The sequence below is a fragment of the Corynebacterium parakroppenstedtii genome, from assembly GCF_019754935.1.
In the GTDB taxonomy this organism is placed as follows: Bacteria; Actinomycetota; Actinomycetes; order Mycobacteriales; family Mycobacteriaceae; genus Corynebacterium; species Corynebacterium parakroppenstedtii.
Genome location: NZ_JAGSOA010000001.1, coordinates 1,042,609 through 1,068,032 on the forward strand (window position 1 = coordinate 1,042,609; position 25,424 = coordinate 1,068,032).

Below are 25,424 nucleotides of genomic sequence, written 5' to 3' on the forward strand. Positions count from 1 at the left end.
GGAGCCCCTCACGGTCGCCTCTGGCTAGGCGACTCTTCTACAGGAAAGCCACGAGGGGCGCTGCTACCAGGCTGGTGCCGATAAGAGAAATCCTCATTCCTCCACCGGTACGTTTGAACCCGTACTGGATCAGGTCATTGGCGATAATCGCGGGGAGGACGCAGAGAACGATATTCTGTGGCCCCGCGAGTTTCGCGCCTTCAACCAGCGAGAATATGTATTCAATCATGATCGTGACCGCGAAGGACGTGAAGATCAACACCACGAACCGGTCTTTGCCGAAGAGTGGCACACGCGCTTCGTACGCGTGATAGATCAGGTACACGGCCGCCACGGACAAGCCAAGGATCAGGAGATACCAGGTGTTCGCCGCTGCCGCCGCCCACAGGAAGCCGACGGTCACGTACCCGCCAGTGCGGAGTTTGAACGTACGAACAGTTTGTTCCTGAATGATCAGCGCCATCAGCACAGAGGTGGCCGATAGGGCGAACACGAGGGGAAGACGTTCGATGGACGCGTCGAAAAGCTGATCAGATATCGAGATGTTTAGCCACTTGACGGTCACGTACGTCAGCGCCCACCCGACAGCGCCTGCGAGGGGCACCATCCACAGCATGGGCAATAGGGTCTTCTTGAGCCCTTGTTTATTCAGCGAGTTGGTGATCATACCGGGGACGATCACGCCGACGAGGGCCAGGCCGTACTGTTCCTTGGTCCTGTAAAACAGGAACTCGGAAAGCCCCAGCCAGGCCAATCCGCAGATCACACCGATACCGAGACCGATGGCGAAAATTTGTCGCGGGCGGGGAAGGAAGATTTTGAGGACGACGAACCTGATGAGTACGAAGGCGAACATGGACACAAGGACTGTGACCAAGGAGTTCAATGGCGCATAAAGGGATGCTGCCAAATACCCAACGGCCAGCGTTCCGCCGATCGATACGCGATACTTACGGAAGTACAGATAGCTGACCATCACCCCAATGAGGAAGGTGAGGTGAATGTAGTCGCAGAGGAAACTATATCCCTGAGATTCCAGCAGGTTCACTACGCCATGACCTCTACATGCTCGTCTTTACGTGATACTGCGCCGATTTCGTTATCGATATCGGCGTCTTTGCCTCGCGCAGCCACGTCCGTGTTGGTGGTCGTCACAGCCTCTTCAGGGGCGGTAACTTCCACGGAGCCCGTCAGCTCTTCCACGGGAGCGAGCGCGTTTTCAGACTTCAGCGTGGAGATGTACTTCTCCATGGACTGAACGTGCTGTGTGTGGATGTTGACCATACCGTAGACGGCAACCTCGGCGTCATCGTCGAAGGACTCGCGGGCACGGCCACCAGCGCTTTGCCGTCGGTTTCCTCGATGTCTGTCGTGGTCAAAATGTTGCTTTCGTGCACGCCGCCAGCGACCAGCTTCTGATACACGGCGTCTTGGATATCTCCGTAGAGCACGATCTTGTCGAACTGCTCCTTGAGGTCCTTGGTGATCACGTCGACAAACATGGACGCGCGGTCGGTGCGGTCAGCACGGTTGTTCATCGCGATGACGTGCTTGGTGCCCTCCGGCAGGCGGCCGTCGTGAACGGAATTGTAGACCTTGGTGGTGGATTCCCAGTCGTTGACCGCGAACATGGGCACCCAGTAGAGGGAGTTGTTTTCTTCCTCCACCTTGATGACCTTGGTCGTGCCCGGGTCGGGCTCTGCCTTGAGCATGCCGCGCACAGCGACGTCGGTGTCGATATCGAGGGCTTCAGCCAGGGTCAACACAACAGCGACGTTCTCTTCGAACTGCTGGTACGCGAACTTGTCGACGAGGCTCCGGGAAAGCTCACTCTCTTCAGCGACGATCAACCGGGAGTTCCGAGCCTCGCAGTTCTTCCGGATGACTTTGAGGACGCTTTCATTGCGCTCACCGGTGATAACCAGCCCGTGTTCGGGGACAGTGTTACACAGGGAGTCGGCGATTTCCTCGACCGTGTCCCCCATTTCTTCCTGGTGGTCCAGTCGGACGTTCGTGATCACGGAAATAGGCGAACGGAGAATGACGTTCTGGCACAGATTCTGGTATTTTGGCTTGACCGCCATGCATTCGACGACGAGGCCGTTGACGGAGCCGTCGAGCCATTCTTTCAAGAAGTCGTACTGCTCGTTGATATTCGCGGGGCCGGTGCGCTGAATGGGGTGTTCGCCCGCTTGGGGGTCGATGACGCACGCGTAGGTACCCGTGGTTTTTGACACTGTGGATACCCCGGCTTCGCGGAGGACACTACCCAGCATGCGGGTGATGGTGGATTTACCGCGGATACCGTTGACGTGGATGTTGTAGTCAAGTTTGGACATGCGCGAACGGTGCGCATTTTCTTTACGACGGAACGCGTACATTCCGGCGATCCCAGCCGTTCCTGCAAGCGCGGCGAAGGTAATCATGAAAAAATCACTCCTGGCAGAGCGTGATGAGAGATGAAGGCACTGTTACGACACGTGAAAAGCGGCCCTAACCCAATAACACCCCCTCAACCGTGACAAACGGACACCGTTGACGCCATAAACCGACCACATACGAAGTGGGCACATGTATGTGATGGAGGGCCATCAGCGTTCCCCGGGCATTAACTTCGGGCACATCACCGGGAATGGCATGAAAACAACGTGTTACCGCTACGTTTGCATGTGCTATTCACGGAGGAAGTAGGAACCCAGCACGGGGGTGTGCTTGTTGCTAGAACTCGCAGTTCCAATGTCAAAATAACCAGTGGTGAAGCTTACAGAGAACTCTAAACTCTGGCTAATGGAAATCACACAATTATCAAACACATAGGGCTTCATTTGTGCGTTTTTATGGGTAGATGGCGAGTATTTTTGTTTCCATGTCCGCTTAGCACCCCCGATGAACGCCATCACTCGCACACTGGAAACGCATCATCTTCACTGGACAACGAACTAGTTATGACATCACAAATGGATGTCAGACCAGCTGATTATTACCCTCTTGAGACATAAACTTAAAAATTTCGTAATAATTAAGGTGATATCGATCACATTTATATCTGGGTAGTTGAATATGCCAGCAGGTATAAGAAAGTGCGGGTGCTTACACACCCGCACTTTCATCTCTCATCACACCGCGTCAAGTGGCCACGGAGCTGTGCCCTAGCTCGCCTTGCCGACTCCGCACGTTGTGACACCTATGTAATCGTTGGATAGCGACAAAGCGTTACACCATCAACGCCTACATCTTATATTTACTCAAAAATTAATAACGCGGAGCCTATGCAGAATAATCGGGGAAGGACCGCGTGGTCGTTACCGCCGTGGTGTCGTTATCGTCTTGAAGGGCAGCCTGAATATCAGTCGCCTGAGGGGCTGGCGGCTGCTGATAATCCGATATTGCATGCATTAAGTCTCCAGGACACCCATGCTTTAGCCCCACCAGGTGGCCAAATTCATGAGCGATCGTTCCCTGACGAGCACTCTGTGACATTCCATCCAAATAATCAGCATTCAGTAACACGCGGTACGGATCGTGTCGTGTCCAACCCACCCACGTAGCGTCATCACGCTTGACGTCAAAAACGCGAACCGAATTCGTCGTTTCCTTATCCACGACGTCAAACGTGATTGCCCCATTTGTAGCTTTGGTCCACGAACTGGCTGCGGCCTTAATTTCATCCGAATACCGCGCACTATCGTCGAAAATAACGACTTTCCCATCGTGCACGGCCCCGTGGCCTTTACGGAAAAGCTCCAGCTTCGGAAGGGGCTGGCCCTGTTCAACTGCCTGATGAGCTTCCTCGCATTGTTCGGCCGAATTATTCTGCCCATTTTGTTCATTAGCGTGAGCGGATGGGCTAGTACCAGGAGCAACAAGCAGAGCTGCCGACGCCGCCATAGACATCACGGCCGTCGCAAATCGTCGATGGTTACGATGCAGGTCTGTTCGAGTCCCCGATACTTGAGTGTTCTGAGATACGTGGGCGTGAGGCATAAAGCGCATTGTGGATCACTTTCTGTGGTCGAGTTTCACGTGGGCACGTGCACTTCATGCTCACCACGCACTACGCGGTGCGAGGGTGTGTGGTTGTCCTTTCACATAGTGACGTGCCCCGGGCACTGTGATAACTTGCACAGTTTTGTACATCAGTATAAAAGCACCCCGGCATACGATGACGGAAATCCACCAGATGCCGGGGTGATTGGATGGAATTGAAATTTTGCTCCACACTGCGAAGTTGTCCACGGATAGGCCAGTAGCCTTTCTCCGGCGATAACTCAACTGTCTAAAGCCGATTCCAACTCCTGTATTTGTCTAGCGCTAAAGCTGCTTAGCAATTAGCGCGACAGTACCATTCTTGAGGTCAAGAATGACTCCACTATTGAAGTCGCTCGACTGATCCTTCAAATTTTGGGCGGTTAGAACCTTCTTATCCTTAACACCTTTAGCAACCTGGTCGGCGAACTTATCAATGCCAGGGATTGCTTTCACAATCTCTTTCTTGACGTCATCGCCCTTACCGAGATCGCTGATCAAGTTGGCTAGCTTCTCTGCATCGCAGCTACTGAGATAAACGAATTGCTGCACATTGCGCTTATTCGAAATAGTTATCTCTTTACCATCGGCCGTGAAAATGCGATCGAGAGGCTCGGCCATCGAGGCCAACGCAGTCTGACCTTCACACGAAGGCTTTGCACTTGCTGCTGGCGCAACACCTGCCGATACAGTTGCTATACCACACGCGATAGCTCCGCTAAGCGCTAGGGCACCAATTTTTTTGGTGAGTCCCATTGATTTGTCTCCTATTGGTAATGGCCATATGGGGAACGGTGACATTCACGCGACCTCATAGCACACTCCTTACTGTGTGCCACCAGGCTCGCGCGACGTTCACCATCCCTCGGAGCCTTCAAAGAAATGCTGTCGCTCACAAATGAGGACGAGGAAAAGGGTTCCCGACCACACGAAATTTGCTGAGAGCTTGGTCTCATAGCCCAGCTCTAAGCCATTTTTACGTCACTATGACGCCAAGTCACTGTGACGCCGAATTCACCGCCCTCGTGTTCCACATAGGGAACCATTGAGGACGAAAATTCGCGTTGGTGGTCAGGAAAGTCTGAGGGTTAGGTGTTCTGGGTTTGGACCTAGAACCGCGGGCTACGGTGGCCCCCTAAAGGGGCCGACCGTTCATACCGCGTAATGCCTATCCTTCCTGGGAGCGGCGACGGTTCCAGAGAACAACGCCTGCGCCCGTGGCTATCAAGGCCATAGCCAGCAGTGCCAACCAGATCACGTTTGCACCGGTGGAAGCTAGCGCTCCACCTACTCCGTGGCTGGAGCCGCTGCCAGATCCGTTACCGGAACCGTTGTCGGACCCGTTACCGGAGCCGTTATCGGACCCGCTGCTAGATCCGTTATCAGAGCCGTGGCCAGCACCATTGGAGCCGTTATCTGATCCGTTTGAGCCGTTACCGGAACCATTGTCGGAACCATTACCGGAACCGTTGTCGGGACCTTCAGAGTCGCCAGGCTTGCCATTGTCCGTAGACGGGGCCGGGGACTCAGATGAAGTGGTACCACTCTGACCAGGCTTGCCCGGGGTTTCACTCGAGTTGTCCGAACCAGGCTTACCGGGGGTCGGGTGGGTTCCGGATTCACCAGGCTGGCGAGAGTCAGCCGGAACCGGCTTACCTTCTGGCGACGTTACGAACGTCTGCGCAGAGTCATTGGCGTCTTCGTGCTTGACGGTCTCGCGATCATCCTTGCTCGGATTCTTCGGCGTCCCATCATCCTTGACCGTCGGGTTTCCGTTGTCATCAACAGGAATAGCCTTCTCGAAAACAACGTACTTGGTACCCGGCTTCATGCGGGTCAAGGTACCGAAATCGACGGTTGCTGTGCCCTTACCACTGCCATCAACGTTCTCAAGGACAGAGGCAGGTTCAACGCCAGAGACCGGGGTGGCCTTTCCGTTCTCCACCTTCATGAGCGTACCGGTGAAGCGGTACGTGGTGTTCGGCTCCAGGCCTTGGTAATCAATGTGATCCTTCACAGTGATGCCCTTAAGAGCCTTAGCGGAGTCAACCTGAACCGGGTTTCCTTCGGACGCGCGCTCACCGTCAACATCCACTGTTGTCGAGATCTTCGGCGTGCCGTTTGGAGTTTCATCCGGCTTATCCGCCGACGTCGACGGCTTAGTCGGCTCGACTGGCGCAACCGGCTTCGGAGCCGAGGTCGACGATGTCGTGGACTGCTTAATATCCGCAGGCTTCGGAGCCGAGGTCGATGACGTCGTGGACTGCTTAATATCCGCAGGCTTCGGAGCAGAGGTCGACGACGGCGACGGCGTACTCGACGCATCCTCATCATCCGGCTCAGTCACAAACGTCTGCGCCATATCGTTAGAATCCTCGTGCTTGACGGTCTCGCGATCATCCTTGCTCGGATTCTTCGGCGTCCCATCATCCTTGACCGTCGGCTTTCCATTGTCATCAACAGGAATAGCCTTCTCAAAGACAACGTACTGCGTATCAGCCTTCATGTTGGTCAACGTACCGAAGTCAACAACCGCAGTGCCCTTACCGCTATCACCAATGGTCTCAACAACCGAAGCAGGCTTCACGTTAGACACAGGAGCCGGCTGGCCATCCTCAATCTTCATCAAGGTACCAACGAACTTGTACTTCGTACCCGGCTTCATGCCCTGGTAGTCAATATTGTCCTTGACCGAGATACCATCCTTAGCCTTCTGAGCATCAACCATCAACGGATCAACATCATTCGACTTCTTACCGTCAACCTCAACCGTGGTCGAAATCTTCGGGTTATCACTCGAAACCTCAGACGTCGACGTCGTGGAAGACTCGGATTCCTTGATCTCAGCCGGAACAGGCTTGGAGGTGGACTCGCTGGAGGTCGACGACGGCTTCACAGAAGAGGTCGAGCTGCTCGAGGTGCTCGACGGAGCCGGAGCAGTTGACGACGTGGGCTCCTCACCAGTGGTGAAGGTCTGGGAATCATCGTCAGCATCCTCGTGAGTTACGGTCTCCCGCTTATCCTCACTCGGGTTCTTCGGAGTTCCGTTGTCATCAACAGACGGGTTCTCGCTCTTGTCGAGCGGAACAGCCTTCTCGAACACAACGTACTGCGTATCCGGCTTCAGATCCGTGATCTTGCCGAAGTCAACAGTGGCCGTGCCCTTGCCATCCTTGCCGATGGTCTCAACCTTGGAGGCAGGCTTCACACCGGAAACCGGGCTGGCCTTGCCGTTTTCGACCTTCATCAACGTACCGGTGAACTCGTACTTCGTGTTCGGAGCAAGGCCCTCGTAGTCGATGTGGTCCTTAACGTTAATGCCCTCATGGAGCTTGGACGCATCAACCTTAACCGGGTTACCCTCAGACGACTTCTTGCCGTCAACATCAACCGTGGTCGAAATCTTCGGGTTGTCGTTAGCCGGAACCTTGGTGGACGAGGAAGCGCTGGTCGAAGAAGACTCAGAAGCAGTCGAAGACGGCTTCTCACTAGAGGTCGACGAGCTAGTCGACGTCACACGAGAGGATGACGTCGTAGAAGACTCTGAACCGGACGAGGTCGGAACGACCGGCTTCGGGGTAGAGCTGCTAGCAGAGGTCGAGGACGTAGCAGACGACGAAGAGGAAGAGGAGGAAGACGACGGGGTCTCCTTATCCCACTTCACGTTAATGCCAGCAGTAGCGTTCGACGGAACGTTTTTGCCGGGCTTAACCGTCATAATGTTTTGGGCAACATCAACGTCCGGTTTCAACAACGTCCCTGCCGGGAGCTTGGATGTTTTTTGCGTAGATGCAGAGATCTTTGCCTGACCAGCGTCAGTTCCGCTGGGGATAGTGAGTTTAAGCTCAGACGGAATAGAAACCTCGTCACCATTATTCACGGTGTTTCCACTCGCGTCGGTGAGTTTTGCCCCAGAGGGCAGGTTTTCAACCTTAATCGTTGCTTTATCACTATCGGAATCACCGGATATCGAGATAGGAATAACGGTGCCGTCACCGTTTTCAGTTCGATCTCCCTGAGCGATCTTAACGGTTGCAGGTTCCGCAGCGTCTTCTACCGAACCGGAGTAGTTCTGCGCTTCCTTAACCATGTAGTGCGCAATTTGGCGCGCCTGCTTAGTTTCTTCAGGCAGGTCTCGGCTACCTAGCCTTGAATGACGCTGAATTGTCGCGTCGTCTATGTTGCGACCCTGCAGAACCCAAGCTGCCATGGCAACCCCACCTTGGAGAGCTTCGCGGCTCGGATTGGAAACACCAGCTTCTTGAGCTATTTGCTGGAAGTTCTGGCTTTCATAAGCATCACCCCAACGAGCGGCGAATTTTTTACCCAACTCCGGATTGAAAGTGGTGTTACGGATCTTATTGTCAGTTGCAACGGTGTAGCTATTCGCTTGACCTGGCGACCCACCAAAAGCATCCACACAAACAGCTGGTGTATCGCCGTTTACGACAATGCTATTTTCCGGTTCACGCTGCAAATTAGGGTATTTGACGTAATAGTTAGTACCGTTACCGGTCGCATTATTGGGTGCGGTTAATTCACCAACATCCTTGGGGTCGATCTTGCCAGTCGCGCTTGCACTGGGATCGCCAATATCGGACGCTCCGTAAGCGGTTGGTGTCATGTCGGATGGTGCAAACCGTGCGACTCCCAACAGCAGGGCCATTGCGCCGATGATGGCGTAGACCACGCGTGCGCGCGACTCACCTCCCCCGGTTATTACGGCGCTTCCGCGCCTGTGGTTATGCATCTCAAAACTCCATAGAGGTAAAACAACAGTACCTATGGCCCCTATGTTGCGGAGCAGCGGTGACGTATCCACCCGTCGCCACGCTCCGGTGAAAGCTTCCTAAACATAGAGAAACTTCTACAACATAAGTGACATGTTCACCGAAAATAGTGGCTACTGGTCCGTAAACCAAATGCTGCAGACGGCATAAAAGTACCTACGTATGCGGTATTAATTCAGGACTGCAGTCTTTTTTGTTTGATCACTACCACACCGCGTTACCCCCATTAGCGGAAGTCAGACACCCGCAAATACGCACATGCGCTGCACATAAAGTTTGCAGCTTTCGCTAACGTTGCTTCAAAGTTGAGTTTTTAGATACGAACCGCCCACCCCCAATTGGTTCTCAGTGTTAACGGATTGTTATACAAATTATTTTTATAGGGCACACGAAAAGGGGCGAGCAATGGTTATCAACCACCACTCGCCCCTATGCAGAGACAATAAGAGGTACTACTTAGAGTCCTCTATTTCTTGAATGGGAAGCCCAGCTCGCGCAGCAGCACGCGGCCCTCTTCGTTATTTGTTGCGGACGTCACCACAGTGATATTCATACCGCGGGGACGGTCAATCTTGTCTACGTCCAGCTCGTAGAACATGGACTGCTCGGCCAGACCGAAGGTGTAGTTACCGTGTCCATCGAACTGCTTATCCGACAGTCCACGGAAGTCACGAATACGCGGGAGAGCAACCGTCAAGAGACGATCGAGGAATTCCCACATACGGTCGCCACGTAGGGTGACGCGAGCACCAATCGGCATGCCCTCGCGCAGCTTGAAGTTAGCAATAGCCTTCTTCGCGCGGCGGATCTGTGGCTTCTGACCCGTGATCAAAGTGAGGTCGTTCAGTGCGCCGTTGATCAACTTGGAGTCACGAGCGGCGTCGCCAACACCCATGTTGACAACGACCTTGGTGATACCCGGGATCTGCATGACATTCTCGTACTCGAACTCTTTGTTCAGAGTCTCGCGAATCTCGCTGCGGTACCGAGTTTTCAAACGGGGGGTGTAGTTCTCGCTCATGGTTAAATGTCCTTCCCGGTACGTCGGGAGATACGGACCTTCTTGCCGTTCTCGTCGAAACGGTACCCAACACGCGTCGGGTTACCGTCAGCATCGATGATCATCACGTTAGAGACGTGGATGGGAGCTTCCTGGGTGACAATTCCACCCGACTCCGCGCCACGCTCCGGTGCTGAATTAGCGACATGCTTCTTGATGCGGTTAACACCCTCAACCAGGACTTTCTCGCGCTTCGGGTAAGCCTCAATGACCTTACCCTTCGCGCCTTTGTCCGGGCCAGAGATGACGATGACGGTATCGCCCTTATGGATCTTCATTTAGAGCACCTCCGGGGCGAGCGAGACAATCTTCATGAACTTCTTGTCGCGCAACTCGCGGGCAACAGGCCCGAAAATACGCGTACCACGTGGCTCATTGTCGTTACGGATAAGAACGGCAGCGTTCTCGTCGAAACGAATGTACGAGCCATCCGGGCGGCGGGTTTCCTTCTTCGCGCGGACGATAACAGCCTTGACGATGTCGCCGGCCTTAACATTTCCGCCGGGGGTTGCTTCCTTCACGGTGGCAACGATGACATCACCAATACCAGCGAAGCGGCGTGTGGAACCACCGAGCACACGGATGCACAGGATTTCCCGCGCACCCGTGTTATCGGCGACTCGCAAACGCGATTCCTGCTGAATCACTAGAGTCTCCTAGACCTGGGGTTGTTGCTTCGTGCGCCGGATTTCCGACCCGAACGCACCTGGTCTTGTCTGTTTTGAGATGGTTGGCCCGATCCTTCAGCACTCATCCTCACCCAAAACCAGGGCGACATGAGCACTGAACAGCTGGTGGTAACTGCACCCCGCCACACGCAATTAGTGCGCTGACCAGGTGAGAATCACGCCTTCCGCTTGCTATATCGCAAAAAAGGATAGCGACGTTACCACATTCGGGCAGGTTAACCACTTGCCTCAGACAACCCGAACAGTATTGCATACATCGGGGCAATCATCCAACCCTGCGAGCAACAAAACGGATAGGCCCCCATCCCACCGGCTGCCGGCTCTCCACTTCAAAGCCAGCATCGCGTAACGCAACCCGAACGTCCCGCTCAGTCGGAATCGACGCACCCGAGACAAGCATGCGTTGGATGTCCGCCTCGTAGTCTTCTTCATCACCGGAGCCGTCGTCGGCCAGAACCTGGGTAACAATGACGATTAACGACACAGTGTCTGAAAGATGATCTATAACACCAGCACCGCTGACTGAACCATCGGAACTGGAATCGGGACTTCCCGAACCCATATTCGAGTCCATTCCGGCCACGGCACCGCCCCACGGATCGTGAACGACGGCAACATCAGCCCGAGGGATATCGAACTGATCCGACGAGACAGACGCAGGATCCGACGCGTGGACATGGGAGACCCAAGGGCGTCGAGAATCATTGACTTCCGCCATGTTGAGCTCTTCATGCTCCGGACGATCCACAATCGTAACCGACAAGGAAGGATTGGTGCGGGTGAGCTCATCGGCGAGAACAGCGGCACCAGGGCCCAGCGTCAGCGCCGAGGAGGCACCACCTAGGTCCAAGCCCGCCACCACAGCGGGCGCAACCCACCCCATGCGGAGGTTCGCGCCCACCGCCATATGGCTATCCAGCTCCGGCTTCGCGTCCTGCCACTCAGACATTGTGCGGCCGGATGTGCCTAGCTGGACGGGATTCCCGGTACGCAAACCGCGGCCCACGTGGATAAAGGACATGGCGGGCATGGAACCGAAGCCCGATAGGTAGCCACCCGCTGGGGAGGTCGGGTCCGCCAACTCCATACCCACCGGAGTGAGCCCATACGTCACCGCGCCGTCGGAAGGCTGATCTGAGGACGGGCTTTCTTCATGCTCGATAGTCACCAGCTCCAAGGCGGCTAGATACCGCATAAACCTCACCAAGCGATCAGAGGCAATACCAGTCTTCTCGGCCAGGGGCTCCGGGGTGGTCAAGCCGGCGTCGATGGCTGCGAATATGCCGGCCTCGGCGCCAGCTCGGACGGCGAAGGCCGGGGCAATATCTGCCATCTCCGCCAAGCGGTTGTAGGCGGCGATGGTGCTGGTGGCCTTGCTGGTGGAGGCGTTGCCGTCACGCCAATAGCCCACGATCTGGGTGTTCTCCGGCTTCACGCCGCGTTCCTTAACCAGCTTGCGAATGCCGCGGAGCTGGCCGGCCTCCCCAGCGCACCAGACGTACGGCGTGCCCTCGGGCCAGTCCAGGGATTCGAGCGCGCTGCCAAGAGACTGACCCTGGGACCTCACCACCCAATGCAGTTCCACGTCGGGGGATGGAATATTCAACTTCTGAATACGGTCCGGCGTGGTGACCTCAATGACCGCGACCGCTTTTAATGAAGGGTAGCTCTCCACGCACCGGCCGATGGCCGGCAACGCGGTCTCGTCCCCCGCCAGGAGCAAACAATCCACCCCCTCGGGAAGAGCGCCACAATTCTTCGGACCAGCCATATAAATACTGTCGCCAGGAGCCGCGGACTCCGACCAGGATTCGGCCAAGCCAGACCCATGACGGGCGAAATCAATATCCACTTCACCGGTCCCGGCATCCCATCGGCGCACTGTGTACGTGCGGAACAACTCGTTGATTTCCGCAGTCCACTCCAAACGACCATCACCCAACGCCCTGGGGGCCGGCCGCTCCCCTGTCTCCGGGTGGGGGAAAATCAAACGCACGTCGTCGTCAAAACCTGTGCTTATCATCTCGGGGACCTGCACGTCGCCCTGTTGGTGGGCGTCAAATTCGTCACTGGTGAACGTGATGCGTCGCATTCCCGGGGTGATGTCTACAACACGACTCACCGTAATCTCGCGCAGAGAAATCGGGAAAATGTCGTGGTGACGGCTATTGCGTTTCATATGCTCATTCCTTTAAATATTTGGGTTTAACGTTCCACGGGCACCCATCCCGCCCGTACGGTACAAGAAAACCCGGGTATGCCACACAGCACACCCGGGAAACCATCATCCGATACGCCACCCCACAGCCACAGAGCAGCGTCGGCAATGAAGTAAGTAAACAGCCTTACTTATCGGAGTCATCCTTCGAATCAGACTTGTTATCCGACACCTTCTTCAACTCCGGCTTGATTTCCTTCAACGCCCACTCACGGGACAATGAGGACGGAACATACAGCGCCGAGGACACAGCCTTATTATCCTCAACCGTGGCACCGCTCTTGACCTGCTTCAGATCGTTGTAACCCGGAACAGCGCGCACCGCGTCCATCCCATCGGCAGCGAACAGAACCATGAAGTCCGCAGTCAACTTGTCAATGTTCTCCGGAGAAATCATGGCCCGGCCCTGCTGAGTCGGAATCGAACCATCCGTGTACCCGGCAGGCAGCTTCATCCCCAGGTCGGTGAAGAACTGGTTGGCCGGGTTGACCTCATCGGTAATCACACCGAAGTTCCCGCTGCGGTGCTGAACCACCAACGCCGACTTACCTTCCAGCCCCTTCAAGTCCTTCTTCGCGTTCTCGAAGGCTTCCGAGTCCTTCTTCTCGACGTCCTTGACCTTGTCCTCATCCTGGTAAATCTTGCCCAAGGCCTCCAGCTGTGGCTTCCAGCCGATCAGCTGCGGATCCTGGCCCATACCCGGAAGGGTCGGCGCAACGTCCTTCAGCTTGTTGTAAGCATCCTCATTAATACGGTAGAAGTCACCAACGATAAAGTCGGGCTTCTCGGCCGCGATCTTCTCTACCGGCAGTTCGCGAGGATCGGCGTCAATCTTCTTGACGTCTTTCAGCTTGTCGTTCTTCCACGTGGCGTTTTGGGCATCATCCGGGCTCTGAACAACAACATCGGGGGTAATGCCCAAGGCAAGGAGGTTATCAACCGACGTACCCATCGCCACAACCTTCTTCGGCTTCACCGGGTACGTATCTTCACCCCACGCGTGCTTAATCGTGACTTCCTTGGCATCCGACGAATCCTTCGCACCCTCAGACGCGCTCTGGCTGGTTGAATCTGCGGCAGTGGAATCGCTGGAACTGTCGTCATCATTCGAGCACGCACCCAGAACCAACGAACCGGCTAACGTCAGAGCGATCAAGGGCATTGGGCGAACAAGTGAACGCTTCACGGAAACTCCAATACAAAAGTATGAACAATGCAGGCCACAGGGTTATGGCAGAGGTTGAATGTCAGCTAGTCCGGGGCCAGGATGACCACCAACCCGCGACGCATCTACCATTCAGTATGGCTAGCCTAATTGACTGACACGATAGCGTGCGGAACTTCCCTAGACAACACCTATAAGGGAACGTCCCCCACAATTCACCCCCAAGGAGAACTTACCAGTGACAATCCCACCCATCGCGCCGTACACCATCCCCACCCTTTCGGCGAAACCCACTGTCAACTGGGCACTTCATGCCGATCGCGCGGCTCTCTTGGTTCACGACATGCAGAACTACTTCATCTCTGCGTATACCCCCGACAAAGAGCCAGCGTCCGCGATGGTGGCCAACATTCAACAACTCGTTGCTCGTGCCGACAAGGCCAACATCCCCGTTTTCTACACGGCCCAGCCGCCGGAGCAAAAGGAGTACCGACGAGGGCTGCTCCGCGAACTGTGGGGGCAAGGTATTCAAACCGACGCGGACGCGGACATTATCCCGGAGCTGACGCCGCGGAAGCACCACCATGTGATCACCAAGTGGAGGTACTCGGCGTTCGCCCGAACAGACCTTCGAGAATCCTTAGCGTTTGCACAGCGCGACCAACTGATCATCACCGGGGTTTACGGCCACATGGGATGCGGGGTGAGCGCGGTGGACGCGTTTATGAACGACATCCAGCCGTTTCTTGTGCGCGATGCCATCGCCGACTTCACCCGCGACGACCACGCCGCGACGATCAATTGGGTGGCGCGACGGTGTGGGCGCGTGGTTGACACCGAAGAGGTGATGGGCGTCTTGGTTTAGCGTCCGCAATCCGGACGCGACAGGAGCGACTTGCGCTATCGGTCGTTACATCTGTGGCGCTTCGGTGAGCGGAGGAACCAAGCTATCGACAGTAGGCAAGCCCTCTGGAGCAGGAATGGAACATTCCATCTTCAGAGGCCCTCCCTCAAGGGCGGAAGCGACCAAGCTTTGAACCGAGGGCAGCAGCGTCATCCCAAGGTGAGGCACAACGTCATTGGGGCACAAATCCTGGGTGATGACGTTCTGGTAATCACCAGGTCCATCCATGAGGTTGATCTGGTACGGCGCAGCATCATACTCCTGCCGCGTTGTGATGTTGACATAGCGGATACCCGGCAAAGCCTCAGTTGGCGTATTCAAGCGAGTAACTTCTTCCCCACCCTCAGCCATTTCGAGACAAGCATCGGTCGGATTCTTCTTAAACCCAGGTGGAACTAGCGCATCTGCACTAGCTGGCGGACACTGTCCCTTTTCCAAAGCCTGCGTCTGATACGGCGATCCCTTTATCAAACCGGACAAGGACACGACAGTGCGCACGTCTTTTGCGCCATCAAAGTCCTTCAGCCAATACCGAGTGACGAGGCCACCCTGCGAATAGGTGACTACGTCGACCTTGTCTGAACCGGTCTCTTTCTTTACCTTCTCGATGAACTCGGGAATTCGTGCGGAATTTCCCTTCACCGTGACATAGGGGCTTGTTTCGGGACGAGTTGGCTCCCACACCATGAAGGGATGGACATCAAATCCTCGTTTGCTCATCATCGAGGCAAATAAGTCAGCAGTTGGCCGGAGCTCATTCGATCCCGAAATATAGACGACCGGTAATTTTTCTTTGGGGTTGTTATCCTGCGGAGCCTGCGCTGGAGTATCTGACGCTACTGGAGGTTGGGCATCACCGGCGAAGGCTTGGCCCCCGAGCGGAGAAAGAAGTGTGGCCACGGTAACGCCACAAGCTAAAGCTACGCGGGCAGATAAACGGGAACCCTTTTTCCGAGAGATACCTGAAAGAAGCATAGACAAACCTTAACGCAGTTAAGTTAGCCACAGCTTTTTTATTTGCGTAAATTCTATTTCACTACCCCAATTAAGGGTAAGGAACGGATTCCGCGATGCCACAATATATAAGTGGTTTAGAAGCCGGCATGTTCTACCCGTTACTGAAGCACCGTCCCCTTCCCGGAATCCCCTCTTGAGCGCTCCATCCGAAGTCAATTCCCCCAGGTGAAATAGGTTGACACCATACATGTGTCACTGGTCTTTCTTACTCACCTTGCCGACGCCTGTCAGTGGAAATTCATCAACGAATTCGACGACATCAGGCACGGCGAAGCGTGATAATCCTGATTCGCGGACGAACTTCTTAATCTGCATCGCCGTCGGGGGTTGGTGGGAAGCCTGTCTGCCCTGGAATTCCCCGGCATCCGTGGCAGCCGGCTTGTAATCGTCGCGAAGAATAATGAGCGCACGAATTTTCTCGCCCATCACATCGTCGGGGATACCTACCACCGATACGTCGTGAATAGCGGGGTGCTTCAGTAAGCAATTCTCCACCGACTCCGGGGCGATCTTCTCCCCACCGCGATTGATCTGGTCTTTAGCGCGGCCGGTCACCGTGATCGCACCGTCGGCAGATACCGTGACGATATCGCCCGTGATGTAGAAACCGTCGTTCGTGAATGACGACGCGTTGGCCGTCGGGTTCCGGTGATAGCGGCGGATAGTGTACGGCCCGCGGGTATGCAGGTGGCCTGGGGTGCCACGGTCAACCGGGGCGCCTTCGTCATTAACAACGCAGACCTCGTCGGCCGGGCTCATGGGCACACCCTGAGTATTCACGATCTCATCAATATTGCCGCCCAATTCGGTGTAATTCACGAGCCCCTCCGCCATGCCAAAGACTTGCTGGAGGTTAATCCCTAGCTCCGGGGCGACGCGTTCCGCGGCGGAGGCGCTGAGTTTCGCGCCACCGACCCACACCGTTTTCATCGTCTCCATCGTGGGATCGGGGGTCTGGCCCTCGTCGCGGCTGTTGAGCAGGCTAATGAGCAGCGGCGGGACCAGCGCCATGTGCGTGCCGCGGTGCGCGTGAATGTAGCGGCGGATGGTCGTGGGCGAAGGATCAGGAACGTACACCACCGTGGCGCCGATGTGGAGCGCTCCTAAGATGCCGGGCGAGCTCATCGTGAAATTGTGCGACGCCGGCATGACCACGAGCAACACATCGCCGCGCTGCATATCGCACACCTCATCGGAGCGGCGCACCGAATACAGATAGTCATCGTGACTGCGAGGGATCAGCTTCGGGGTGCCCGTGGTTCCCCCGGAAAGCTGAAGAAAGGCAAGAGCTTGCGGGTCGCGTTCAGGGGATGGCCAGGGGGTGGGGTCTGCGTCGGCGTCTAGGTTGGCGTTGACTTCGGTGCCATTGATTACGGGGGCGCCCCACGGGTCGTCGGCACGAGGGTCGATCTGAATGGTCGTGAGCTCTGGGCACTCCTCCTGAAGGCCTTTCTCAACCCGCTTGGCGTGTTTATCGCGCGGAACTGCAGCGATCCGAACACCGGCAGGCGTGGTCCGAGCGAAATGGGCGACGTCGTCGGCACCGTGTGCGGGGAGGGCGAAGACGGGAACGGCGCCAATGCTCCAGATGCCAAAAATCGCTTCCATGTGGACAGCAGCATTGGGCAGTTGAACGATGACGGCGTCCCCCTCCGCGATACCTAAACCGCGCAGTAAGTTGCCGACTTTGTGGGCAGAGTGGCGAACATCACTCCAGGTCAGTGAGCGGTAGCGGTCCACCGCGACGGGAGCATCTCCATACAGATCCCGGGCACGCTCAAATAATGCCCAGTGCGTATCACCCGTGTAAATCCCCAGCTCCCGGTACCGCTGCACGTCCTCCCACGGGCAGCCGTTGGCCGCACCCCCTTCACGCTGAGCGTATTCCTTCGCGTTCGGCGATGGAATTGTCGTATGTGTCATAACCCTCATCCTTCGTGGTGTGTTCGTGCTGGTGTGGTGTGTGTGGCGTTCGCGTGGTTTTGGCGTCAGCGTTTATTCCAGTTCCTCCCCGATGGTGGGAGCGCTCGATTTCCACCCCGCCAATGAGGCCAGCCCGCCATGGTCCAGAGGAACCGAGTGCGTACGTAACTCAACGCCGGTGTTTTCCCAAGCCTCTGCCGGGTTCCACTGAGCTTGCTGATCAGGTTTCGGGCGCTCAACTACTCCCGACGTGTTCCGCACGATCGGCGCCTTCTCTGCCGTGATAAGAACAACTTTCTTCACGATGCCACGCACAGGGGTGTCGCTGACCTCCCCCATCCATCGCGCGCACGCCCGAACGGAGCGTTCTGACCGGTCGCGGAGGGGGTCGTCGGCACGCAGATCGTGGGCACTGAACCCGGTGATATCAGAAAGAAGGTCCACATTGAGATCGTTCGGGATCGGGGGCGGCGTCAACCCGGCGCGGGCTGGATAGGCATCCAGAACCACGAGGAGATCGACGACGGGACTGGTGGCGGTGTCGCGCTGTTGGTTTAGGCGTGCGCTAACGGCATGGGCAATCGTCGCCCCGAAGGAAAACCCAACGAAGGTGTAGGACCCCTCGGGCTGGTAGTCATGGATTGCGGACGCGTAGAGATCGACTGCCTTATTCCAGCTAAGGGGATCAGAGATGTCCGCCGGGAATTGAATGCCGATGATGGGGCGGCCAGTGGTGAGGTACTCGGCCAGCCCCTGGTAGGAGAACACCGAACCGTCAATTGCGTGGAAGCAGAAGAGGGGGCGGCCTTTGCCTTCCTTCAAAGTGACCATCCACGGAGGGCGAGAATCGTTATCGCGCGTGTCGGTGGGGATGGTCGGCTGGGGTGCCGGTGCCTGGGGTGAATCACTGCCGATCGCGCGGACGATGCCCCGAGGAGAACCAGCCTCCACAATCGTCTGAATGTCCAGCTTATGGCCACGTTTCCGCAGCTTACCCATAAGGCGAACAGCCATGAGCGAGTGAACCCCTAGATCCTCAAAGGCAACATCGGGATCCACCTCCGGGCGGTTAAGCAAACCAGCAATGTCGTCGCAGATATCGCGCAGCAGCTGGCTGTTCGGGTCAGGGCGCTCATTGTCCGCGTTCGGCTGGTTCGAGTTGGTGAGGCTCGAGATGGTGGGTTCCGACGCTGGCTCGACCGCGTGGTCTTGGGTGGCTAGGCCGTCCGCGTTCTGCACTGGTTGGCGTCGAATGTTGTCAAGCATCGAGGCGATGTCATCGCGAATCACACGCAACGAGTCGGGCGATTCGACGTCGTCAATAGCGGCACACCGTGACAACGTGGCACGAAGGGCGTCGGCAAGAGTATCGGCCACCTGCTGCGGAACCACTCCAAGCTGGTAGGCCAGGGCCAGATCGAAGGGGCCTCCCGGCGGATGGATCACCGTCAACGGGTACTGGGTTTCGCCACGAGTGGTCAGTCCCGTGATGCGGATACCGCGGGATGCAGGGGCGCGATCGTAGGAGTCAGGCAGAGGGCCGGGCTGCGTGTCTGTCTCCGAGAACTCGTCGGGGAAATTGTCGTACACCACCAAGGAGTCGAAGAGCGGTCCCGACAGCGGAGCCTCACCACGAGAATCGTCCACTCGGCGCTCGATATCGGCCAGGGAGGCAGAGGTGTGGTCCGCCAACTCGGCCTGGGCGCGCGCGTGGGCACGCAGGATCGAGGCCAACGAATCCCCGCGCAGGTTCACCCGCACGGGAAGCGTGTTGATAAAGAGGCCGATCGTGTTATCGATGCCGTCGAGCTCACTGGGCCGGCCCGAAGTGACCACGCCGAAGACGGCATCATCATGGCCAGTCAGTGCCGCAACGACACACGCCCACGCGGTCTGAATAAGCGTATTAGGGGTGACGCCGACAGTGCGCGCACACCGGGAAAGATCAGCTTTCTGCTGGTCAGAGAGCTCTACGATGCAATGTTCTTCGCCGGAATCGGCATCAGTGTTCGCGGAGTCGGGTGCTAAGGCATCCGGTTCGGCAGTGGACGTGAGGACATCCATGACTCGGCTTGTATGGTCAAGACCTGCTACGTGGTCAATCCACAGCTCGGTATCAGCCTTCACTCGAGGCTGCATGTCCTCAACAAATTGGCCGTACGGGTATCTCGGTGGCAACTCAGCGATGGCAGATGCAATGGCGTGTGAAAGCGTGGACTCCGCGGACTCCAAGGGGTTGGCTTTCACACCCACATCACCAGCATTCCCGCTGGCCAGAAGCTCAGCAGCGCGGTTGTACACGTGCATCAACTCACGCAAGAGGATCGTCGTGGACCACCCGTCGGTAAGAATATGGTGATTCCCCAACACCAACTGGCTGCGCCGATCACCCAACCTCACCAGGGTCGACGCGACCATATTCCCGCGCGTCACATCAAGCTGGCGGGAAGCCATCCGGTCCAGAACGTCGTCGATAAGCGACGATTGCACGCGCGAAGGGAGCCCGCGAGCATCGATGACCGACCACTGCCATCGCGGGGTGCGTGGAATGACGTGGACCGGGCGGTCGAGCGTTTCGTAATCGAACGCTGCCTTGAGCACATCTTGGCGGTTCATCACGGCCTCGAAGCTGAAGCGTAGGAGCTCAGGGTTTGCCGTGCCTTCGACGGTCATCGACGCCGCGATCACATAATGGTCGCGCTCGCGGGAATCCAGCGCCTGGTACAGCAGGCCCTCTTGCAGGGGTGAGAGCCCGTACACGTTTTGAAGCGGGCCGAACCGGCGCTGCCAGTGCTCGATATCCGCGCTGGTCACTGGTGCTAAACAATCCGAGGGTGACGCACTGGCCTCCGCACTCAACCCGAAAACGGCCAAATCTGTCAGGGCATTGACGACGCCATCCGCGAGCTGTTCCGCGCGGTCATCCGTTTCTGCATCAACGGTCATACTGATCGACGGTTCACCTGGTTCATTGCCGACAGGTGCTGTGTGGTGGTCGGGTGTGTCTGGGTCTGTGCCCGTGCCCGTTCCCGCGCCCGTGATCCACGCCGTGATGTGCGGGATGCCTGGGAAACCGGGGCGGAGGGTGTGGTGGGTTGGGATGAGCGTGGGGTGCTTGCCTGCGGTGGGGCCAGGTATGTGGCCTAGCTCGAGTGTGACTGCTGGAGTACTCGCTGATGTATCGGTGGAATTGGTAGCCCGGAAGTTGGCGCGTTGTTCTTTCACGCTGAGCAGGAGCGCCTCAATCTGGGCCCGCGACTCCGACGGCGAAACAGTGACATAGCCCGGCGCGGCGAAGCGCCCCACAGCATCACGCGCAACCGCATTCCCGGAGTTCAACGACTGACCGGCGGCGGGAGCGGACGGTTGACGTAGCACGCGGCTCAACACCATCGCGGTGAGAGTTTCGTCGTGATCACCCGCCGACGCTATCAGAGCAGCTGCGGTCAAAATGTTCTGGTCAGACAGGCCAAATTTCGTCCCAAGGTTACTGAGTAGAGCCTTCGTGAGTGACGGCTCGATCGTTGCGGTGGCCCGAGCACAACTGTGCGCCCACGGGAGCGCCGAAGCGGAGTGTCCACGCCACGAAGCATAGCGGTGTTGACGACCGTCACTATGTCCGTCACCGTGACCCGACCGCTGCACGAGCGCCTCAACAATGCCGATGAGCTGCGCAAACCCGTCGGCATCCACCACCGCACTATGCACACTCAGGCGCACACCACCGTCGACAAGCTCAAACGCGAATGGCCGTCCCGCGGCAAGATCGACGGGCGCGAGGAAATCGTCATCCTCGGCAGGGTGGCGTCGGATAATGAGCTGCTCAGAGCCTGGATTATCTGCGTCCCACGTCGCAATGCTACGAAGAGCCGGGACATCCTCAGCCAGCCTTGTCGCACAAACTCGACACTCGTCGGTGTCCATGCCCGAAGCGCACGGAATCACGACCGACATGACCGGCTGGTTGGGACCAGTGAAGGCCGATCGATCCATTCCCGACGGGGCGTCCACCACACCAAAGTCCGTCAGAATATTCTGTCGAGGCTCTGGATTAATGTGGCCATCTGTACCGGTCTCGGGGGTCTGGAAGATAGCCGACGACGCACTGGTCGGCTCACCTGACGACGAACGACGCAAGGACGCGACGATCTCGCCCAGGGAACGCCCGGACAAAATATCTGCCGGGCGGATCTCAAAGCCTTGTTGCTGCAACCGACCGGCCACCACCAGCGCGGTAATGGAATCACCACCCTGATTGATGAAATCCACGTCAAGGTCGGCGGGCTGCCCCATGACGTCCTGGATCACTCGAGAAACAGCAAGCTCACGCGGTGTTTCGGGAGCTCGGAGGTCCGCGTCCGAACCCTGGTGGTCCCCGTTCCCCTGGTGTTCGGGCGCGCGATCATTCAACAGAGACGACTGCTCAATGAGTTCGCGGAGTGCCCGTCGGTCAATCTTTTCGGTTGACGTTCGCGGTATCTGGGCAACCGCAACAAGAGTGGACGGGACCATGTAGTCCGGAAGTATTCGCGAGAGGTGCTGACGTAACTCGGAAAGCCGCTGCCTAACGTCATCAGTGTTCAGTTGGGGATCACCGGAATTGTCATTGGACGCGGGAGTATTCCCGGCAAGCCCTTCGAGAACAATTCCTGCTCGTATATTCACCGAAGCCGCGCCTACATGCGTGTGGCCAGCCCCTGTTGACGCGGAGTCTTTATCATCGGGACGAGATGCATCGCCGGCGTTACGAGCAACCGCGACCGTACCAGCTGCACGAACGCCCGGAAGGGCAGCGAGCGCGCCGTCGATTTCCTCGAGTTCTACGCGATGCCCCCGCACCTCGATCTGGTTATCCGCGCGACCGATAAACGCCACCCCACGGCCAGGCACCCACCGCACCCGGTCGCCCGTCCGATACGCGGGAACGAGCACTTGGGCGTCGGTTGAGACGTCGGCACGGGGACGGCTGGCGGTGACGTCGGCACGGAAAAATGCGTGGGCGGTCGCGTCCGGGTTATTCCTGTACCCCTGGGCGATCTGCTCCCCCATCAGCCACAATTCGCCTTCTTCACCTGGGGGAACGACCTCGCCTGACGCGTCGCAAATGCGAATTGACATGCCGGGCACGGGCCAACCGACCGTCACCGCGCCAGGCGTGATTCGTGCGCACAATGCGTCGACGGTCGCTTCCGACGGGCCATACATGTTCCATCCGATGACGTGCGACGCTGCGGCCACCTGGTCCCACAGCTGCTGCGACATGGGTTCTCCGCCGAGCAACACGGCCCTGATCTGCGATTTTTGCGCGTCGAGCAGGGGAACGCCCGAGGCGAGCAGCGCGCCGAAGAGCGAGGGGGTGGCGTCGATCATCGTGATGTCGTCGCGGCGAAGGCTCTGATAAAAAGCCTCTCCATCGGCAACAGTGGAACGGTTATAAATCACGACGCGCACGCCAGCAAAGATCCACGAGAGCTGGTCGATGGCGGCATCGAACGCGAACGACGCCGTGTGGGCGAGCGCGGCGGACGCCTGAGGCTGGTTTTTCGCAACATGGTCCAGCGTCTGTGGGAAAAACTGTGCCCGGTGGCCCGCGATCAAGTGCTCCACGGCTCGCCTACTGACGTTCACGCCTTTCGGTCGGCCCGTCGTGCCAGAGGTGTAGACGATGTATGCCAACTCGTCGGATTCGTGTGTGTGGTCCTGAGCAGCGACCTTTTCGCCATCCCCGCGCTCTACAGGCTGAACGTCATCGAGCCCCGTCACCACAGCAGCCGCGCCACTATCTTTCATGATGAAGGAACGCCGTTCCTGCGGGGCATCGTCGTCAATGACCACGAACGCGCGGTGCGCGCGCAACGAAGCCAGAACCGCAACGGCTTGGGCTGGACTCTTCGGCATCTCGATGGCAACGACGCCGCCCGCGGGACACACCGACGCGATAGAATCTGCCAGCTGATCACACTGTTTCACTAGTTCGGAGCCGGTATAGCTGGCCGTTGTTCCCAACGCTTCCGGCAAACCATCGGCCAGTACAACACGATCGCCCCACCGCTGCGCAAGCGAATTGATCAGACTATCCAGCGGCTCAATCGAATCGCGAGATGGATCATCGGACGAAGAGTCGGACAGCAACTCCCCGTCCCACTGTTCACGAAGGCCGGTCGGGATCCGTTCAGGACGGATACGTATCTCAGACGCAACAGGCAAGGCGCTCTCAGCCTGCGACCGCCGGTCCAACCCCAGCCCCACGTTCACCACAGCCCGAATATCGGATAACCACTGGTGAACAACCTGAGGCGGAACATCGGCAACCGTCTCGAAACTCAGGTCCACGCCACCGGACCGGCCCGGCGCGGCCACCAGCACGAGGTTTTCCGGCGGACCTCCCGCCACATTGCGGAGGTACCCTCGCGTCTTCCCAAACTTGAGGGCAGCGTCGAAAACCTTCAAGTTGGCGCCGATCCCGCGCAAAATCGAGGAATCCCCATACGCCGTCGCCACCTCGGCCCCCGGGAACCGCTGGTGCTCACGCACGGTCCGCATTGTTTTCTCGACGGCGTGCGCGTTTTGGGGGAGGGTCGCGGTGAGGTCGATGGGCAACTGCACGGGCAGCATGTTGACCATCATCGCCGGAGTACGCCGCTGAGCTGCGGTTTCTCGCGCCGCGAACGGCATCGCGACCACCAGTTCGTCCGCCTCGACCCCCTGCACGCGCCGCAAGTACACGCCGTATGCCGCTAACAAGGAATCCACCCACGTCGTTCCGTGCTGCTGGGACGCCGCTTTCCACGCGTCCAGTTCGTCGGCGTCCACCGTGAGCACCGTTGTCCGGCTGGAACTCTCCGACCCGCCGATGAGCTCGTCCCGCCACTGTGTGCTGCCCACCCCCGCCAACGACTCCTGCCACCACTGCGCATCGCGGTCCCGGTTGTCCGACTCGTGGTACTCGCGATCTTCCTTAACGACGCTGCGCAGTCCGCTAAATTTCGCCGGGCGTGCTTTTTTACCGCCCGTGAGCTCGGTGTAGTGGGCGGCGGTGCGCCTGGCCAGGATCATGGACGCGTAGCCGTCGACAATGAGGTGGTGATACAGCTGGATGATCCACACGCGGCGGTGATCTAACCGGAGGACCTCGAAATGGCACAGTGGGCGATCGACAAGACCCGACCACGCCTCCGCGCAGCGTGCTTTTGCAGCGTCAACATAGGCGTTCGCGGCCGCCTCTGGCGCTGGGTGAGCACGTAGGTCGTGGACAGGGATCGTGATGTACTCTCCCGGCGCGGCGTCGATAACTCTTTGACGCGGGGAGTCGTCGGCACGAACAGCGTCAGCATCCTCCCCCGCGGAGTCGTCGGCACGAATATCCGTCGCGTCCTCCTGACGGAACTGAAGGCGAAGCGTTTCCGCTTCTGCGACCGTCTGATGCAGCGCCTGAACAACGTCGGCAACCGAAATATCCGGCTGAGAATCCGTCGGATCGAGCTCCATCACCTCGCCCACGACGTAATACGGCGAACTCGGATCCAGTGACTGCGCGTTCCAAATCCCCATCTGCGCTGCGGTCAGAGGGAACCAGTCCGGGGAGGTCGGATTATCAGGGTCACTCGCACGCACCGAATCAAAGGTCATAGC

General features: G+C 57.6%; 15 protein-coding genes. 1 reads left to right on the forward strand and 14 read right to left on the reverse strand.

Features of this window, described 5'->3' with window-relative positions; translation table 11 throughout:
- Positions 1 to 37: 37 nt before the first annotated feature.
- The 11 genes from KCQ76_RS04415 to KCQ76_RS04460 form a co-directional block, all read right to left on the reverse strand.
- Positions 38 to 1,048 (reverse strand): poly-gamma-glutamate biosynthesis protein PgsC/CapC, encoded by a 1,011-nt coding sequence (locus KCQ76_RS04415; protein WP_046202883.1) that lies wholly within the window; start codon positions 1,046 to 1,048, stop codon positions 38 to 40.
- Positions 1,048 to 1,251 carry a hypothetical protein gene (locus KCQ76_RS10785; RefSeq protein WP_052722131.1) on the reverse strand — a complete coding sequence of 68 codons (204 nt, stop codon included), beginning with the start codon at positions 1,249 to 1,251 and terminating at the stop codon, positions 1,048 to 1,050. Before KCQ76_RS10785 ends, KCQ76_RS04415 begins: the two co-directional genes overlap by 1 nt.
- Positions 1,227 to 2,426: a poly-gamma-glutamate synthase PgsB gene (gene pgsB / locus KCQ76_RS04420; protein ID WP_231725458.1), complete on the reverse strand. Its 1,200-nt coding sequence runs from the start codon at positions 2,424 to 2,426 to the stop codon at positions 1,227 to 1,229. The genes KCQ76_RS10785 and pgsB overlap by 25 nt, the downstream gene beginning before the upstream one ends.
- An 841-nt stretch (positions 2,427 to 3,267) precedes the next feature.
- A complete protein-coding gene (locus tag KCQ76_RS04425; protein ID WP_160296124.1) occupies positions 3,268 to 3,984 on the reverse strand; it encodes a zinc metalloprotease in 717 nt (238 codons plus the stop codon).
- Between the two features lie 327 nt (positions 3,985 to 4,311).
- Positions 4,312 to 4,782 carry a hypothetical protein gene (locus KCQ76_RS04430; RefSeq protein ID WP_046202881.1) on the reverse strand — a complete coding sequence of 157 codons (471 nt, stop codon included), beginning with the start codon at positions 4,780 to 4,782 and terminating at the stop codon, positions 4,312 to 4,314.
- Positions 4,783 to 5,194: 412 nt separating this feature from the next.
- On the reverse strand, positions 5,195 to 8,776 hold the full coding sequence (locus KCQ76_RS04435) for a VaFE repeat-containing surface-anchored protein (protein ID WP_221914804.1): 3,582 nt from the start codon (positions 8,774 to 8,776) through the stop codon (positions 5,195 to 5,197).
- Between the two features lie 506 nt (positions 8,777 to 9,282).
- Positions 9,283 to 9,837 carry a 50S ribosomal protein L5 gene (gene rplE / locus KCQ76_RS04440; protein WP_046202879.1) on the reverse strand — a complete coding sequence of 185 codons (555 nt, stop codon included), beginning with the start codon at positions 9,835 to 9,837 and terminating at the stop codon, positions 9,283 to 9,285.
- Positions 9,838 to 9,839: 2 nt separating this feature from the next.
- On the reverse strand, positions 9,840 to 10,154 hold the full coding sequence (gene rplX, locus KCQ76_RS04445) for a 50S ribosomal protein L24 (protein ID WP_046202878.1): 315 nt from the start codon (positions 10,152 to 10,154) through the stop codon (positions 9,840 to 9,842).
- Positions 10,155 to 10,523 carry a 50S ribosomal protein L14 gene (rplN, locus tag KCQ76_RS04450; protein ID WP_012732418.1) on the reverse strand — a complete coding sequence of 123 codons (369 nt, stop codon included), beginning with the start codon at positions 10,521 to 10,523 and terminating at the stop codon, positions 10,155 to 10,157. It abuts the gene before it with no gap.
- Between the two features lie 307 nt (positions 10,524 to 10,830).
- Positions 10,831 to 12,744, reverse strand: a complete 1,914-nt coding sequence (locus tag KCQ76_RS04455) for a siderophore-interacting protein (protein WP_046202877.1) — start codon at positions 12,742 to 12,744, stop codon at positions 10,831 to 10,833.
- A gap of 166 nt (positions 12,745 to 12,910) precedes the next feature.
- A complete protein-coding gene (locus tag KCQ76_RS04460) occupies positions 12,911 to 13,969 on the reverse strand; it encodes an ABC transporter substrate-binding protein (protein ID WP_046202876.1) in 1,059 nt (352 codons plus the stop codon).
- A gap of 217 nt (positions 13,970 to 14,186) precedes the next feature.
- Here KCQ76_RS04460 and KCQ76_RS04465 point away from each other — a divergent pair, with 217 nt between their 5' ends.
- Positions 14,187 to 14,813, forward strand: coding sequence for an isochorismatase family protein (locus KCQ76_RS04465; RefSeq protein WP_060942056.1), 627 nt, complete (start codon positions 14,187 to 14,189; stop codon positions 14,811 to 14,813).
- Positions 14,814 to 14,858: 45 nt separating this feature from the next.
- Here KCQ76_RS04465 and KCQ76_RS04470 read toward each other — a convergent pair whose 3' ends face one another.
- The 3 genes from KCQ76_RS04470 to KCQ76_RS04480 all read right to left on the reverse strand — a co-directional run bounded on the left by KCQ76_RS04470 (position 14,859) and on the right by KCQ76_RS04480 (position 25,421).
- On the reverse strand, positions 14,859 to 15,827 hold the full coding sequence (locus tag KCQ76_RS04470; RefSeq protein WP_046202874.1) for an esterase/lipase family protein: 969 nt from the start codon (positions 15,825 to 15,827) through the stop codon (positions 14,859 to 14,861).
- A 234-nt stretch (positions 15,828 to 16,061) separates the two neighbouring features.
- Positions 16,062 to 17,792, reverse strand: coding sequence for a (2,3-dihydroxybenzoyl)adenylate synthase (locus KCQ76_RS04475; RefSeq protein ID WP_052723067.1), 1,731 nt, complete (start codon positions 17,790 to 17,792; stop codon positions 16,062 to 16,064).
- Between the two features lie 72 nt (positions 17,793 to 17,864).
- Positions 17,865 to 25,421 carry a condensation domain-containing protein gene (locus KCQ76_RS04480; protein WP_221914805.1) on the reverse strand — a complete coding sequence of 2,519 codons (7,557 nt, stop codon included), beginning with the start codon at positions 25,419 to 25,421 and terminating at the stop codon, positions 17,865 to 17,867.
- Between the last annotated feature and the right edge of the window lie 3 nt (positions 25,422 to 25,424).